Consider the following 14019-nt stretch of genomic DNA (forward strand, 5'->3'; position numbering starts at 1 on the left):
GTCGGCGGGGGTACGGGCCGTATGCGCGGTTCGGACCGTATGTACGGGTCAGGTGGTGACCGGTTCGCGTCGGTCGGCTCCGTACGCCATCGCGTGCTGGACGACCTCGATGAGGACCTCCTTGGCCGACTCCCGGTCTCTGGCGTCGCACAGGACGACCGGAACGTCGTCGTCGAGGTCGAGTGCCTGGCGGACCTCGTCGACTGGGTACCGGGACGATCCCTCGAAGCAGTTGACGCCCATCACGAACGGTATGGAGCGCCGCTCGAAGTAGTCGACGGCGGCGAAGCAGTCCTCCAGGCGGCGCGTGTCGGCGAGCACGACGGCGCCCAGGGAGCCGGAGGCGAGCTCGTCCCACAGGAACCAGAAGCGGTCCTGTCCGGGTGTCCCGAAGAGGTAGAGCACCAGGTCCTCGCGGAGCGTGATGCGGCCGAAGTCCATGGCGACGGTGGTGGTGTGCTTGCCCTCCACGCCGCTGGTGTCGTCGACCGGGCGGCCCGCCTCGGTGAGCACCTCCTCGGTGCGCAGCGGTTTGATCTCGCTGACCGCGCCGACCAGGGTCGTCTTGCCCACCCCGAAGCCACCGGCCACCAGGATCTTGAGCGTGACGGGCTCGACCGGGGGCTTGCCGCGCTCAGAACGCCCGAAGATCATCGATCTCTTCTCCTGCTTGATGGGGGTCGTGGGACGGTGGGCCGTAGCCTCCGCCGCCGGGGGTTTCGATGACAAGTACGTCGCCGGGGCCGACGTCGGCCGTATCACTTGCGCCAAGTTCCGTGACCGTGCCGTCCGCGCGCTCCACCCGGTTGGCGCCGAGCGCTCCGGGCTCGCCGCCGGCCATGCCGTAGGGCGGGACCCTGCGGTGCTGGGACAGTGTGGAGACTGTCATGGCCTGCTGGAACCGGATACAGCGCACGGCGCCGTCCCCGCCGCTCCAGCGTCCGGCTCCGCCGCTGCCCGGCCGGACCGCGAACTCTTCGAGCCGGACCGGCAGTCGCCACTCCAGGATCTCGGGGTCGGTGAGCCGCGAGTTGGTCATGTGGGTCTGTACGACGCAGGCGCCGGGGAAGCCGTCACCCGCGCCGGATCCGGAGGCCACGGTCTCGTAGTACTGGTAGCGCTCGTTGCCGAAGGTGACGTTGTTCATCGTTCCGGACCCTTCGGCCTGCACGCGCAGGGCTCCGTACAGCGCGCCGGTGATCGCCTGAGAGGTCTCCACATTGCCCGCGACCACGGCGGCCGGGGCCTCGGGAGCGAGCATCGAGCCACGCGGCACGACGATGTCGAGCGGCCGCAGACAGCCGTCGTTGAGCGGGATGTCGTCGGCGACCAGAGTGCGGAACACGTACAGGACGGCGGCGTTGACCACCGCGAAGGGTGCGTTGAAGTTGGTGCTGAGCTGCGGGGACGTACCCGTGAAGTCGACCGTGGCGGAACGATTTTCGCGGTCCACGGAGACCCGGACACGGATGACCGCCCCGGAGTCGGTCTCGTAGGCGAACTCACCGTCTTCCAGAGCGTCGATGACGCGGCGTACAGCTTCTTCCGCGTTGTCCTGCACGTGCCGCATGTAGGCCTGGACGACGTCGAGGCCGAAGTTCTCGATCATGCGGGCGACTTCGTCGACGCCCTTCTGGTTGGCGGCGATCTGGGCACGCAAGTCGGCGAGGTTGGTCTTCGGATTGCGCGAGGGGTAGGACGCCTCGGTGAGCAGGCGAAGCGTCTCGGCCTCGCGGAAGCGGCCGTTCTCGGCGAGCAGCCAGTTGTCGAAGAGGATGCCCTCTTCCTCGATGGTGCGGCTGTTCGCGGGCATGGAGCCCGGGGCGATGCCGCCGATCTCGGCGTGGTGTCCGCGCGAGGCGACGTAGAACAGGATGTGCTCACCCTCCGTGTCGAAGACCGGGGTGATCACGGTGACGTCGGGGAGGTGGGTGCCTCCGTGGTACGGGTCGTTGACCGCGTACGTGTCACCCGGGCGCATGCTGTCGCCGCGTCGCCGGATGACCTCCTGCACGCTCGTGCCCATCGAGCCCAAGTGGACAGGGATGTGCGGGGCGTTGGCGACGAGACTGCCGTCGGGGTCGAAGAGCGCGCAGGAGAAGTCCAGGCGTTCCTTGATGTTGACCGACTGGGCCGTGGACTCCAGGCGGGCACCCATCTGCTCGGCGATGGACATGAAGAGGTTGTTGAAGACCTCGAGGAGAACCGGGTCCGCTTCCGTGCCGAGATCGGAACTCTGCGTAACCGCCACGCGTTCCATGACCAGATGCCCGTCGTCGGTCGTGGCGGCCCGCCAGCCGTCGTCGACGACGGTCGTCGCGCTGGCCTCGGTGATGATCGCGGGGCCGGTGACCGTTTCACCGGGCGGCAGTTCCTCGCGGCGGTGCAGGGGTACGTCGCACCAGGCACCGCCCGTGTGGAGGCTGACCGTCTGCACCGCGCCTCGGGCGGACGAAGAGGTCGCGAGGGCGGAGAGATCGGGGGGTTCGGTGAGTCCGGTGGCCTCTACGGAGAGGGCTTCCACGACGACCGGACGGTCGAGGGTGAAGGAGTAGGTGGCGCGATGGCGTTCTTCGAAGGCGTGGGTCATGGTGTCGGGCTCGGTGAGCTCGACGGTGAGCGCCGTGTCCGTTCCGTCGTAGCGGAGTTGGGCGCGGCGGGTGACGCGGATGCGGTCCTCGGGCACGTCCTCGGCGAGGAGTTCGGCGCGGGTGGCGCCCTCCAGGTCGTCGGCGGTCTTGAGGATGCCGGGCATCGCGGAGGCCTCGAGGGGTGCCTCCACGGACTGCTCGCGCATGGCCGTCGTGTCGGCGAGTCCGATGCCGAGGGCGGACAGGACGCCGGCCATGGGCGGGACGAGGACGGTACGGATGCCGAGCGAGTCGGCGACCATGCACGCGTGCTGGCCGCCCGCTCCGCCGAAGGTGGTGAGCGCGTACCGGGTGACGTCGTGGCCCTTCTGGACCGAGATCCGCTTGACCGCGTTGGCGATGTTGGCCACGGCGATCTGCAGGTAACCCTCCGCCACCTGCTCCGGGGTGCGGTCGTCTCCGGTCTTCTCGCTGATCTCCCGCGCGAGGGCGGCGAACCGGTCGCAAACGAGGGTGTCGTCGAGGGGCTGGTCGCCGTCGGGGCCGAACACTTCGGGGAAGTGGGTGGCATGGATGCGGCCGAGTGCGACGTTGGCGTCCGTGACGGTGAGCGGGCCGCCGCCGCGGTAGCAGGCGGGGCCGGGGTCGGCGCCGGCCGAGTCGGGGCCCACCCGGTAGCGGGAGCCGTCGAAGTGGAGCACCGAGCCGCCGCCCGCGGCGACGGTGTGGATGTCCAGCATGGGTGCCCGCAGCCGGACCCCGGCGATCCGGGTGGTGAAGACCCGCTCGTACTCGCCCGCGAAGTGCGAGACGTCCGTGGAGGTGCCGCCCATGTCGAAGCCGATGACACGGTCGAAGCCGGCGAGCTGCGACATCCGGGCCATGCCGACGATACCGCCCGCCGGGCCGGACAGGATGGCGTCCTTGCCGCGGAACTGACCCGCTTCGGCGAGGCCTCCGTTGGACTGCATGAACATCAGTCGCACGCCCTGGAGCTCATCGGCGACGTGCTGGACGTAGCGGCGCAGCACGGGCGACAGGTAGGCGTCGACGACGGCCGTGTCACCGCGCGGGACGAGCTTCATCAGCGGGCTGACCTCGCTGGAGAGCGAGATCTGCGGGAAGCCGGTGCGTGCCGCCAGTTCACCGACGGCCTCTTCATGGGCGGGGTGGAGGTGACTGTGCATGCAGACGACGGCGACGGCCCGGATCCCGGAGTCGTACGCCTCCCGGAGGGGCCCGGCAAGGGCGTCCAGGTCGGGGGCGCGCAGGACCGTGCCGTCGGCGGCGATCCGCTCGTCGACCTCGACCACGCGTTCATAGAGCAGCTCGGGCAGTTCGATCGCGCGGGCGAAGATGTGGGGGCGGTTCTGGTAGGCGATGCGCAGGGCGTCGCGGAACCCTCGCGTGACGACGAGGAGGGTGCGCTCTCCCTTGCGTTCCAGGAGAGCGTTGGTGGCGACGGTGGTTCCCATGCGGACGGCGTCGATCCGCGCGCCCTGGGCGTCCTGGTTGCCGCCGAGGAGTTCACGGACACCCGCCACCGCCGCGTCGGCGTACCTCGCCCGGTTCTCGGACAGCAGCTTGTGCGTGAGCAGGCGGCCGTCCGGGTGTCGCGCGACGATGTCGGTGAAGGTGCCGCCTCGGTCGACCCAGAACTGCCAGCCTGTCACGTCTGTTCCCCGCTTCCGCCCAGCTCAGAGCGCCCGGAGGCCGCTGATCACGTCGCGCAGAATACTCTCGTCCGGCAGCTCGGCAGGGGGTACGGGACGTGTCACATGGACCATTTCCTCGGTCACGAGGTCCCCGATGAGGACCCGGACCACTCCGATGGGCAGGTCGAGCTCGGCGGCGAGCTCGGCGACCGACTGGGGGGTGCCGCGGCAGAGCTCGACTATGTCCACGTGTTCCGGGGACAGCGAATGGTCGGCTTCGGGGTCGTCCGCGTGGGGCTCCGTGACGACCACCGCGATCAGGTCGAGGCGATGCTGGGCAGGACTGGTGGTGCGCCCGCGTGTCATGGCATAAGGACGGACCACCGGTCCGGCGTCGTCGTCGAACCAGTGGCGTTTTCCCTGACCGTCTCCGCTCATGCCATCCCACTACCCGCCCGAGGGCAGATCGGTGCGCGGAGCGGCGGCCAGATGTGCGCCGACCCGCTTCACCAGAAGCGTCATTTCGTAGGCGACCTGCCCGACATCGGAGTCGGCGTCCGAAAGAACGGCGAGACAGCTGCCGTCCCCGGCGGCCGTGACGAAGAGGAAGGCCTCCTCGAGCTCGACCACGGTCTGCCGGACACCTCCCGCCTCGAAGTGGCGGCCTACGCCCTTGGCGAGGCTGTGGAAGCCCGAGGCGACGGCGGCCAGGTGCTCGCTGTCCTCCCGGGTCAGATCCTTGGAGGCCCCGGTGGCAAGGCCGTCGCCGGAGAGCACGATCGCCTTGCTGATGCTGGCGACACGGTCCACCAGGTCGTCGAGCAGCCAGTTCAGCTCTCCCGACGTCTTGCTGGTCGCGGTGGGCCCTGTGGCCTTCGGTGCGGTCATCGACCGTCCCCCTTCGTCGTTCCTGGTGCTGTGCCGCCCTGGGCCCCGTCGCCCGCGGCGTTCTCCTCGCGGCCCCGCTGCCAGCCCCGCTGGAGCGAGGCCATCCGGCTGCGTACCTCGTCGGCGTCGCGATCGGCGAGTTCCGCCCCCTTCGGGGTGTGGTCCTTGACGCGCTCGGCGCGCCGTTCGGGTCCGTCCTTCAACTGGGGGGCCAGATTGGCCTGTCGGACGCGGCGGGGCAGCGGGCTCGCACCCGATTCTGCCCCTTGCGTCGTGGCGGCGGAGCCCCGGGTGGTCCCAGCCCTGCCCGCCGGCGCGCCGGCGGCGCGAGTGCGCCGGGGGAGAGCGGGGGCCTCTCGGAGGCCCGACGTCTCGGAACGAAGGCCCGGAGTCTCGGTGCGTTCGTTGGTGCGGCGTCCGGAGGTTTCGGTGCGGTCAGCACGCCGGGCGGTCGACGACTGTGCGCTCGCCCTCTCCGCGATGCCTTGCCGCTCCACCGGCTCGAGGACCGCTTCGAGGCTCTCCACCGGCTTCAGCGCCTCGGGGGGCTCCTCGCCCGCCTCGCCGCGCCGGGGCCTCGTCCGGGTCACGGGACGACCGTGCGAGCTGACCAGCTTGGGAGTTCTGCGGTGCGGCAGGGGGACCGGGCCCCCGGCGTGGTCGTCGTCGCCGGAGCGGGCCGTCTCCGCGCCGCCTGTGCGGGGCTGCTGGTGGGGCCGGTGCGGCTCGACCGGGACACCCGCTATGGAGCGGCGCGGCCGGAACAGACCGCCCTGCTCGGCGTCCTCGTCGTCGAGGGCGCCCGGGAAACCGCCGAGCACGTCAAGATCGACCGGCGCCTCCAGTTCGACCGGCCCGTCGAGGATCGCGGCGGGCAGGCCGGGGAGGCGCACCGGTACGTCGGAGAGCGCCGCCTTGCGGTCCTCCTCGATCTTGCCCTCCTTCGAGGGCAGCGCTCGGTCGAGACGGAAGCCGATGCCGTTGGTGTCCGGGACGTCGTCCGTGAGCAGCGCGTCGGGGATGAACACCACGGCGGTGGTGCCGCCGTACGGGGAAGGCTGGAGGGAGACACGGACGTTCTGCCGCTGCGCGAGCCGGCTGACCACGAACAGACCGAGCCGGTCGGTGTCGGACAGTTCGAACTCGGGGGTCTCGGCGAGCCGTAGGTTGGCGTCGAGGAGCGCTTCGGCCGCCATGCCCAGACCGCGGTCGTGGATCTCCAGGGTGAAACCGTTGGCGACGCGTTCGCCGACGACCTGCACGGCCGTGTGCGGGGGCGAGAACACCGTGGCGTTCTCCAGGAGTTCGGCGACCAGGTGCGTGAGGTCGGCGACCGCGGGACCGGTGACGGCGACGCGGGGCAGTCGGCGTACCTCGATGCGCTCGTAGTCCTCGACCTCGGCGACGGCGGCGCGGACGATGTCCATGAGCTGGACGGGCTTGCGCCACTGCCGGGACGGGGCCGCGCCGGACAGGATGACCAGGCCCTCGGCATGCCGGCGCATACGGGTGGTCAGGTGGTCGAGGCGGAACAGGTCGGCGAGTTCGTCGGTGTCCTCGGTCCTGCGTTCCATGGTGTCGAGGAGGGTGAGCTGCTTGTGCAGCAGGACCTGGCTGCGGCGGGCGAGGTTGACGAAGACCTCGGAGACGCCGTCCCGCAGTTCGGACTGTTTGACGGCGGCCTCGACGGCCGCACGCTGAAGGGTGTTGAGAGCCTGGCCGACCTCGCCGATCTCGTTCTTGTCGTACTCCAGGCGGGGCACTTCGGTCTCGACGTCGACCTGTTCGCCCCCGGAGAGGCGGCGCATGACGCTGGGGAGGCGGACGCCTGACGCCTCGTGGGCGTCCAGCCGCAGCCGTCGCAGGTCGCGGATGAGGCCCCGGCCGATGCGTACGGACATGACGAGCGAGGCCAGCAGGGCGATGAGTCCGAGGACACCCGCGATGACGGCCTTGACGATGACGCCCGTGGCCACGGGGCGGACACGGTCCTGGTAGCGGTCGCCGGCCTTGTCGTCGAGGTCGGCGAGTTCGTCGAGCACGTGTCCGGCCGCCCGGTCCCAGCTCTGCGCGGTGACACCGTGCGGGGATCCGGCCGGGGAGGTGACAACGGCCTGCTCCGCCACGCGCAGGGGAGCCGTGTCGGCGTTCGACCAGTAGCGCTCGAAGCGGCCGCGTTCCGAGGAGGGCAGCAGCGGCAGGCTGATGTCGTACAGCAGGGTGCGCTGCGCGACGAGATCGGAGATGTCGCGGATGTCGTCGCGGGTGACGCGGCCCGCGACCAGCGCGGAACCGAGGAGGGCGTCCTCGCGGGAGAGCAGTTCGCGGGCGTTGGCGACGTTGACGAGGGCGCGGCCCTGCTTGTCCATCTCCACGTTGTCCACGACGTGGAGGTTGGCCATCAGTGTGTAACAGGGGTCGACCAGACGGTTGTACAGGTCGAGGGCCTGGGCCCGGTTGACGGTGCCCTCCTCGACACTGCGGCGCAGCGAGTCGATGCCGTCGAGGGCGTCCAGGATGGTGGTGAGGCGCTGTGAGGTGCCCCCGTTCATCTCTTCCTGTACGTCTTCGTCCTTGGCGTTCTTGCGGACCTTCGCCACGGCCCGGTCGGTCGCGGTGCGACTGCGCTTCAGCGCCGCCAGCGCGTCGGAGGCGCGGGGATCGGCGAGATAGACAAGTGTCTGGCGGCGTTCCTGCTGGAGAACGCTGATGGTGTCCTCGGTGGGGTAGCCGATCTTCTCGACCACGTCCGACACGTTGAACAGCTGGTTGGCCGCGCGGCCGGTGAGTACCGTCGCGAAGGCCCAGATCCCCGTCAGGGAGAGGAGCGGCACGAGGAGCAGCGCCACGATCTTCCGGCGGATGGACTTCCCGCGAAAGCGCATGGCCTCCCCCAGCTCGACCCCCTCCGGCCCGGGGGCACACCTGTGCGTCAACAAACGGCGTGAGCCTACTACTGACGCACAGGTAACTCGAAGACGTGTCCGGGCGGCCGCCCGGCGTGAAGAGGGTGGAACCCTGGCTCTTGAGGGAACCGGAGATGGGCAGTTGTCCGTTCATTGGGGGAGATTGCCGCCCCGAATCCGGCATGGCGAGCCAGAGCTCATCAGGCCAGTGAACTTGGTCAGTTGGCCGGAATTTTTCGCTAGTTGGGAATCTTCCGGGCACATTGTTCGTCCTTCTCTACGGGAAATGGGGGCGGAATCGGCCACAGGGGCCGCATGCCGCGTCCAGGCGGCGTAAAACAGCGCAAGCCGGGCAGCCACTGGGGAGCAGGTGTCGTATGACACCCGTGCGAGGGTCTGCTGGGCGGTGGGGAGTGACAAGTTGATGGGCACGGCGGAGCGGGGCGGGACACCAGGGGTGGGTACTGCGGCGCCTGTGGCGGTGCGATCGGCCACACGAACAACGGATCGCGACATACCGGCGGACTCGGCGGACGGGCGCGACGAAGAGAGCGGACAAGGCGTCGTGACGGACGGTCGCGATCGGGTGAGCCGGCAGAGCGTGGCCCCGGAGGGACGCGACCGGAAGAACGACCGGACGGGTGCCGCCGGAATCGGAAGCGAGCGCATGAGCGCCCAGGCCGAGGGCGGGCCCGAGCCGGTGGGCGGACGGGGCACTGCAACCGGTGGGCATGAGCGGGCGGTCGGGGAGGGTGCAGCTGCCGGTCAGCGGCGTGCCGGCGGGCAGGCACGGGCAGTTGTCGGGCACACGGACGGATACGAAGAGCAGGCGTACTACCGGCCGTTGTGGATCGAGGAGCCCGCGCGTCGGCGACGGCTGCCCGATCCGGTGCGCACGTCGGCCGTACGTGCGGTGCTGATCATCGCGGTGACCCTGATCCAGGCCGTGATCGCCTTCCTGTCCACGCTGGCGGAGTCCTGGCTCGCCTTCCCGATGGTCCTGAGCAGCGTGGCCAGCACGGTGGTGGCCACTTGGGCCGCCCTCGACGTCTGGGTCACCCGCCAGGTGTGGAACCAGCGCAATGGCGTGGTGTCCGAACCGAGCAGTACCGCAAGGACCCTGAGGCGCGAGCGGCGCCGGGCCCGACGGCAGGCACGCGCGACGGAGCGCGCTCAGAAGCGAATACGGCGGCAGGGCGGCACCGGGCAGTTGTCGCACCCCTGAGTACGGCTCGCGACGAGTGCGGCTCGCGACTGAGTACGACTCGCAGCTGAGCCCGCCTCGTGACTGAGCCCGGCTCACGGTTGCCCACGGCACGGCCAAGGGGCGGGCTCCACGGACACCGTGGAGCCCGTGATCCTGGTGGTCAAGGTGGCCCCGTCCGTGGGTCCGCCCACGGGCCGTCAGCTCGGCACGGCGCCAGCCGGCTCCACCGGGTCCTCGCTGCGCGCCAGTTCACGGCGTGCCTTCATGAACGGGCGGGGGCGGTCGATGGACAGCACGGCTGTGGTGCGGCCGCCGCGCTCGTAGAGGGCGAGAAGGCCGCCTTCGGCCGGTGCGCCGTCGTCGAGCGCGCCCTCGGTGAGGCGGACGGCGTCCGCCGCGTGCCGGCGCCCCGCGAACTGGATCCGTGCGCCGTACTGATCGGACCAGAAGTAGGGCAGGGACCGTGCGCTCTCGACGGTGCGCCCGGCGAGCAAGTTGCGGACCGCGACGCGGGGTTGTTCGGTGGCGGAGGTCCAGTGCTCGGCGCGGGCGCCTCCGACGCGGGCGACGTCGCCGACGGCGACCACCTGCGGCAGTGCGGTCACGCAACCGTCGTCGCACAGCACGCCATCGTGCAGAGCGAGTGTCGAACCGACGAGCCAGCCGGTGTTGGGGGTGGCGCCGATGCCCACGATCACGACATCAGCGGGCAGGACCCGGCCGTCGGAGAGCTCCACACCCGTGACGGTGCCGCTCCCCCGCAGGCCGGCGACACCGATGCCGGTCACGAGGCCTGCGCCACCGCGGCGATGCAGGGCGGCGCACACGGCGGCCATCTCGGGGCCGAGTTGGGGAACGAGGGGCAGGGGCGCGGCCTCGACGACGGTGACGTCGTGGCCGAGTCCGGCACAGGAGGACGCGGTCTCGGCGCCGATGAAACCGCCTCCGATGACGACGACGCTGCGCGGGCCCCAGGAGAGCTCCGCACGCAGGGCGCGGGCGTCGTCGAGCGTGCGCAGGGTGTGCACGCCGACGAGTCCGTCCCCCGGGAGCCTGCGTGCCGACGCGCCGGTCGCGATGACCACGCCGTCCGTGGAGACGGTGCGGCCGTCGTGGAGGAGAACGGTGCGCCCCCGGGCGTCGAGGCCGCGGGCGCGTACGCCGAGCAGCCACTCGGCGTCGAGTTCGGCGATCTCCTCGACGTCGGCGAGGGCGAGCCGGGTCTCGTCGGCGCGGCCGGTGAGGAAGTCCTTGGAGAGGGGTGGGCGGTCGTACGGAAGGTGGGGCTCGTCCCCGACGATCACCATGCGGCCGTCGAACCCCTGCTCCCGGAGTTCCCGGGCGGCGTACAGCCCGGAGAGGGAGGCACCGACGACGGTCACGGTCCTCATGAGGCGCGCTCTTGGGCGCACTCGGTCAGGGCGTTCATGCGGCGGTGCCCTCCTCCGCGGCCAGGTGGACGTGGATGATTCCGTCGTCGACGGTGACGCGGTGGGTGCGGACGGGGCGGCGTGCGGGCAGGCACGTCGGCAGACCCGTACGGAGATCGAATGAGGCGGCGTGCAGCGGGCATTCGACCAGACAGCCCTCCAGCCAGCCCTCCGCGAGGGAGGCGTCCTGGTGGGTGCAGGTGTCGTCGATGGCGTACAACTCGCCGTCGGCGTTGAACACCGCGATGGGCGGCGTGGTGTCGACACGGACGGATTCGCCCGCGGGGAGGTCGTCGAGGCGGCAGACGGGAATCATGGGCCCCCCTCTCGGTCCGGGACTCTTCGTCCGGGACCTCCTGGTCCAGGTGGGTCCGGAGACCTTTCGGGTTCCGGACGCTTCGGTAACATGGTGTTTCGCATGGCGCACGAGGGAGCGCTATGCGCAACAGAATCCGCGCGGGGGTCCCGTCACGTCAAGGGCTTCCCGCAGATGCGGCCCAAACCGGGCCGTCAGGTGGTGAGAGTTGAGCTATGACCCGCACGCAGAAGCAGGCTGAGCACAACGGGGACGGTTCCGGGAAGCAGCACGGGAGAGGGGCCGGCAGCGCCGTCCAGTCGGTGGACCGCGCCGTGAGCGTGCTGGAGATCCTCGCCCGGGTCGGGGAGGCCGGGGTCACCGAGATCGCCGAGGAGCTGGACGTGCACAAGTCCACCGCCTTCCGCCTGCTCGGTGTCCTGGAGAACCGCGGTCTGGTGGCCCAGGCCAAGGACCGCGGGAAGTACTACCTGGGGGCCGCCGTACTGCGTCTGGCGGGGGCGGCGGCGGTGCGCCTCGACATCTCCCAGGAGGGCGTGCCGGTCTGCCGCGAACTCGCCGACGAGCTGGGCGAGACCGTCAACGTCGCGGTGCTCGACGACGACGCGGCGGTCAACATCATGCAGGCGCGCGGCACCGCGTCGGTCACCGCGCAGAACTGGCTGGGAAGGCGCACCCCGCTGCACGCGACCTCCAGCGGCAAGGTGCTGCTCGCGCACATGCCGCCCACCCTGCGCGAAGGACTGCTCGCACGCGCCCTGCCACGGTTCACCGAGCGCACGATCACGGGTACGTCCGTGCTGCGCGCCGAGTTGGAGGCCGTGGTCGAGCAGGGCTACGGGGTCACCATCGAGGAACTGGAGCTGGGGCTCGCCGCCGTGGCCGCGCCGATCCGGGCGCACGACGGGAAGGTGATCGGGGCGATCAGCGTGTCGGGTCCGGTGTACCGGCTGAACTCCGACCGGCTGCCGGAGCTGGCCAAGCGGACGGTGGCGGCGGGGGCCGAGCTGTCACGCCGGATGGGGTACGGCTTCTGAGAGCCCTCAGGGGCGAAGGGGCAGGGCACGGGATTCTCCCGGCCCTGCCCCTTCGTGTGTCCAGTCCGTCTGTCCAGTCCGTCTGTCCAGTCCGTGTGTCCGGCACGTTTCGGGCGGCCCGTTCCTTTTGCCAAGGGTTAACGCCGACCCCTTGACGACCCCATGACGGCGTTCTCAATATGTTCCTCATCGCGCAACCCATCGTGCATTGCGCAACAGCAGAGGAGCTTGTCGTGCCACACGAGGTCCGTGCCGTAGTCGCCGTCAAGAAGGGCGCACCCGTCGAGGTGCAGACGATCGTCGTTCCCGACCCGGGCCCCGGAGAGGTGCTCGTCAACGTCCAGGCCTGCGGGGTCTGCCACACGGATCTGCACTACCGGGAGGGCGCGATCACCGACGACTTCCCCTTCCTGCTCGGCCACGAGGCGGCCGGCACGATCGAGGCGGTCGGCGACGGCGTCACCGACCTGGTCCCGGGCGACTACGTGGTCCTCGCCTGGCGGGCGCCCTGCGGAACCTGTCGCTCCTGTCGCCGCGGGCGCCCCTGGTACTGCTTCGACTCGCGAAACGCCACCCAGCCGATGACACTGCTCGACGGCACCCCGCTCAGCAACGCGCTGGGCATCGGCGCCTTCGCCGAGAAGACCCTGGTCGCGGCCGGGCAGGCGGTGAAGATCGACCCGGCCGCCCGCCCCGAGGCCGCGGGCCTGATCGGCTGCGGTGTGATGGCCGGATACGGCGCGGCGGTCAACACCGGCAACGTCGGGCGCGGCGACACGGTCGCCGTCATCGGCTGCGGAGGCGTCGGCAACGCGGCGATCGCGGGCGCCTGTCTCAACGGCGCGATGAAGGTCATCGCCGTCGACATCGACGACAAGAAGCTCGACCAGGCCGAGAAGTTCGGCGCCACCCACACGGTGAACTCGCGCGGGACGGATCCCGTCGAGGCCGTCCGTGCGCTCACGGATGGTTTCGGGGTCGACATCGCCATCGACGCGGTGGGCCGACCGGAGACGTACAAACAGGCGTTCTACATGCGCGACCACGCGGGTGTGCTCGTCCAGGTCGGTGTCCCCGACCCCGAGATGAAGATCGACCTCCCGCTGATCGACCTGTTCTCGCGCGGCGGTGCGCTGAAGTCCTCCTGGTACGGCGACTGCCTGCCGAGCCGCGACTTCCCGTTCCTCATCGACCAGTACCTGTACGGGCTGCTCGACCTCAACGCCTTCGTCAGCGAGACCATCTCCCTCGACCAGGTCGAGGAGGCGTTCGCGAAGATGCACCGCGGTGAGGTACTGCGGTCTGTGGTGGTCCTGTGAGCCAAGCCGGGCCCCAGGGACACGGTCACGAACAGGACCACACGGTACGGGTCCAACGCGTCGTCACCTCGGGCACCTTCAGCCTCGACGGCGAGACCTTCGACGTCGACAACAACGTCTGGCTCGTGGGCGACGACGAGGAGGTGCTGATCGTCGACGCCGCCCACGACGCCCGTACGATCCACAGGGCCGTCGCCGGACGCCGTGCCACCGCGATCGTCTGCACCCACGCGCACGACGACCACATCGACGCGGCCGCCGAGCTCTCCGTACTGACCGGCGCGCCCGTGCTCCTGCATCCCGACGACAACGAGCTGTGGTCCTTCACCCACCCCGGGCGCAAGCCGGACGGGGAACTGCGTGACGGCCGGATCCTGGCGGTCGCCGGTATCGAACTCCAGGTGATCCACAGCCCCGGTCACACCTGGGGCAGCTGCTCCCTCTACGCCCCGTTCCTGGACACGGTCTTCACCGGGGACACCCTCTTCCACGGCGGCCCCGGCGCGACCGGCCGCTCGTACTCGGACCGGCCCGCCATCGAAGCCTCGCTCCGCAACCGGCTCCTCACCCTCCCCGGCAACACGGTGGTCCGTACCGGGCACGGCGAGGACACCACCATCGCCGCCGAACGCCCCCACGTCCCGACCGTCTGATCCACCCCCGAGCGCGT

General features: G+C 70.4%; 11 protein-coding genes. 4 read left to right on the forward strand and 7 right to left on the reverse strand.

The features are described from left to right. Nucleotides 1-48 precede the first annotated feature (48 nt). Genes ACZ7M2_RS34555 through ACZ7M2_RS34575 form a run of 5 tightly spaced genes read right to left on the reverse strand, consistent with a single transcriptional unit; the run spans nt 49 to nt 8019 of the window. The gene (locus tag ACZ7M2_RS34555; RefSeq protein ID WP_352049196.1) at nt 49-654 is read right to left on the reverse strand and encodes a GTP-binding protein; all 606 of its coding nucleotides are present in this window, start codon (nt 652-654) and stop codon (nt 49-51) included. Beyond that, the gene (locus tag ACZ7M2_RS34560; RefSeq protein WP_471598668.1) at nt 635-4264 is read right to left on the reverse strand and encodes a hydantoinase B/oxoprolinase family protein; all 3630 of its coding nucleotides are present in this window, start codon (nt 4262-4264) and stop codon (nt 635-637) included. The genes ACZ7M2_RS34555 and ACZ7M2_RS34560 overlap by 20 nt, the downstream gene beginning before the upstream one ends. A gap of 24 nt (nt 4265-4288) precedes the next feature. Next, nucleotides 4289-4684 (reverse strand): DUF742 domain-containing protein, encoded by a 396-nt coding sequence (locus ACZ7M2_RS34565; RefSeq protein ID WP_067366277.1) that lies wholly within the window; start codon nt 4682-4684, stop codon nt 4289-4291. A gap of 9 nt (nt 4685-4693) precedes the next feature. Continuing rightward, on the reverse strand, nt 4694-5134 hold the full coding sequence (locus tag ACZ7M2_RS34570) for a roadblock/LC7 domain-containing protein (protein ID WP_054237190.1): 441 nt from the start codon (nt 5132-5134) through the stop codon (nt 4694-4696). After that, nucleotides 5131-8019, reverse strand: a complete 2889-nt coding sequence (locus ACZ7M2_RS34575; RefSeq protein ID WP_471598669.1) for a sensor histidine kinase — start codon at nt 8017-8019, stop codon at nt 5131-5133. The genes ACZ7M2_RS34570 and ACZ7M2_RS34575 overlap by 4 nt, the downstream gene beginning before the upstream one ends. Nucleotides 8020-8707: 688 nt before the next feature. Between ACZ7M2_RS34575 and ACZ7M2_RS34580 the strand changes: the two genes are divergently transcribed. Beyond that, nucleotides 8708-9265, forward strand: a complete 558-nt coding sequence (locus ACZ7M2_RS34580; RefSeq protein WP_471598822.1) for a hypothetical protein — start codon at nt 8708-8710, stop codon at nt 9263-9265. 179 nt (nt 9266-9444) lie between these two features. On the opposite strand, the gene ACZ7M2_RS34585 is transcribed toward ACZ7M2_RS34580, so the two are convergent. Together ACZ7M2_RS34585 and ACZ7M2_RS34590 are read right to left on the reverse strand one after the other, a co-directional pair. Further along, nucleotides 9445-10638, reverse strand: coding sequence for an NAD(P)/FAD-dependent oxidoreductase (locus tag ACZ7M2_RS34585; protein ID WP_471598670.1), 1194 nt, complete (start codon nt 10636-10638; stop codon nt 9445-9447). Between the two features lie 34 nt (nt 10639-10672). Then, on the reverse strand, nt 10673-10993 hold the full coding sequence (locus ACZ7M2_RS34590; RefSeq protein WP_471598671.1) for a bifunctional 3-phenylpropionate/cinnamic acid dioxygenase ferredoxin subunit: 321 nt from the start codon (nt 10991-10993) through the stop codon (nt 10673-10675). A 215-nt stretch (nt 10994-11208) separates the two neighbouring features. Between ACZ7M2_RS34590 and ACZ7M2_RS34595 the strand changes: the two genes are divergently transcribed. The 3 genes from ACZ7M2_RS34595 (at nt 11209) to ACZ7M2_RS34605 (ending at nt 14002) form a co-directional block, all read left to right on the forward strand. Beyond that, on the forward strand, nt 11209-12030 hold the full coding sequence (locus tag ACZ7M2_RS34595) for an IclR family transcriptional regulator (protein ID WP_471598672.1): 822 nt from the start codon (nt 11209-11211) through the stop codon (nt 12028-12030). 233 nt (nt 12031-12263) lie between these two features. Further along, entirely contained in the window at nt 12264-13349 is a 1086-nt protein-coding gene (locus ACZ7M2_RS34600) for an S-(hydroxymethyl)mycothiol dehydrogenase (protein WP_351708528.1), read from the forward strand. After that, complete coding sequence (locus tag ACZ7M2_RS34605) at nt 13346-14002, forward strand: MBL fold metallo-hydrolase (protein ID WP_471598673.1); 657 nt, start codon at nt 13346-13348, stop codon at nt 14000-14002. Before ACZ7M2_RS34600 ends, ACZ7M2_RS34605 begins: the two co-directional genes overlap by 4 nt. The last annotated feature ends 17 nt before the right edge of the window (nt 14003-14019 follow it).

The sequence above is a fragment of the Streptomyces sp. NPDC111507 genome (assembly GCF_055638955.1).

What these genes read in the sequence shown, in the direction of transcription:
- ACZ7M2_RS34595 (WP_471598672.1), top strand. Translation starts at nt 11,209, where the DNA reads ATGACCCGCACGCAGAAGCAGGCTGAGCACAACGGGGACGGTTCCGGG.
- ACZ7M2_RS34570 (WP_054237190.1), bottom strand. Translation starts at nt 5,134, where the DNA reads ATGACCGCACCGAAGGCCACAGGGCCCACCGCGACCAGCAAGACGTCG.
- ACZ7M2_RS34580 (WP_471598822.1), top strand. Translation starts at nt 8,708, where the DNA reads ATGAGCGCCCAGGCCGAGGGCGGGCCCGAGCCGGTGGGCGGACGGGGC.
- ACZ7M2_RS34575 (WP_471598669.1), bottom strand. Translation starts at nt 8,019, where the DNA reads ATGCGCTTTCGCGGGAAGTCCATCCGCCGGAAGATCGTGGCGCTGCTC.
- ACZ7M2_RS34590 (WP_471598671.1), bottom strand. Translation starts at nt 10,993, where the DNA reads ATGATTCCCGTCTGCCGCCTCGACGACCTCCCCGCGGGCGAATCCGTC.
- ACZ7M2_RS34585 (WP_471598670.1), bottom strand. Translation starts at nt 10,638, where the DNA reads ATGAGGACCGTGACCGTCGTCGGTGCCTCCCTCTCCGGGCTGTACGCC.
- ACZ7M2_RS34565 (WP_067366277.1), bottom strand. Translation starts at nt 4,684, where the DNA reads ATGAGCGGAGACGGTCAGGGAAAACGCCACTGGTTCGACGACGACGCC.
- ACZ7M2_RS34555 (WP_352049196.1), bottom strand. Translation starts at nt 654, where the DNA reads ATGATCTTCGGGCGTTCTGAGCGCGGCAAGCCCCCGGTCGAGCCCGTC.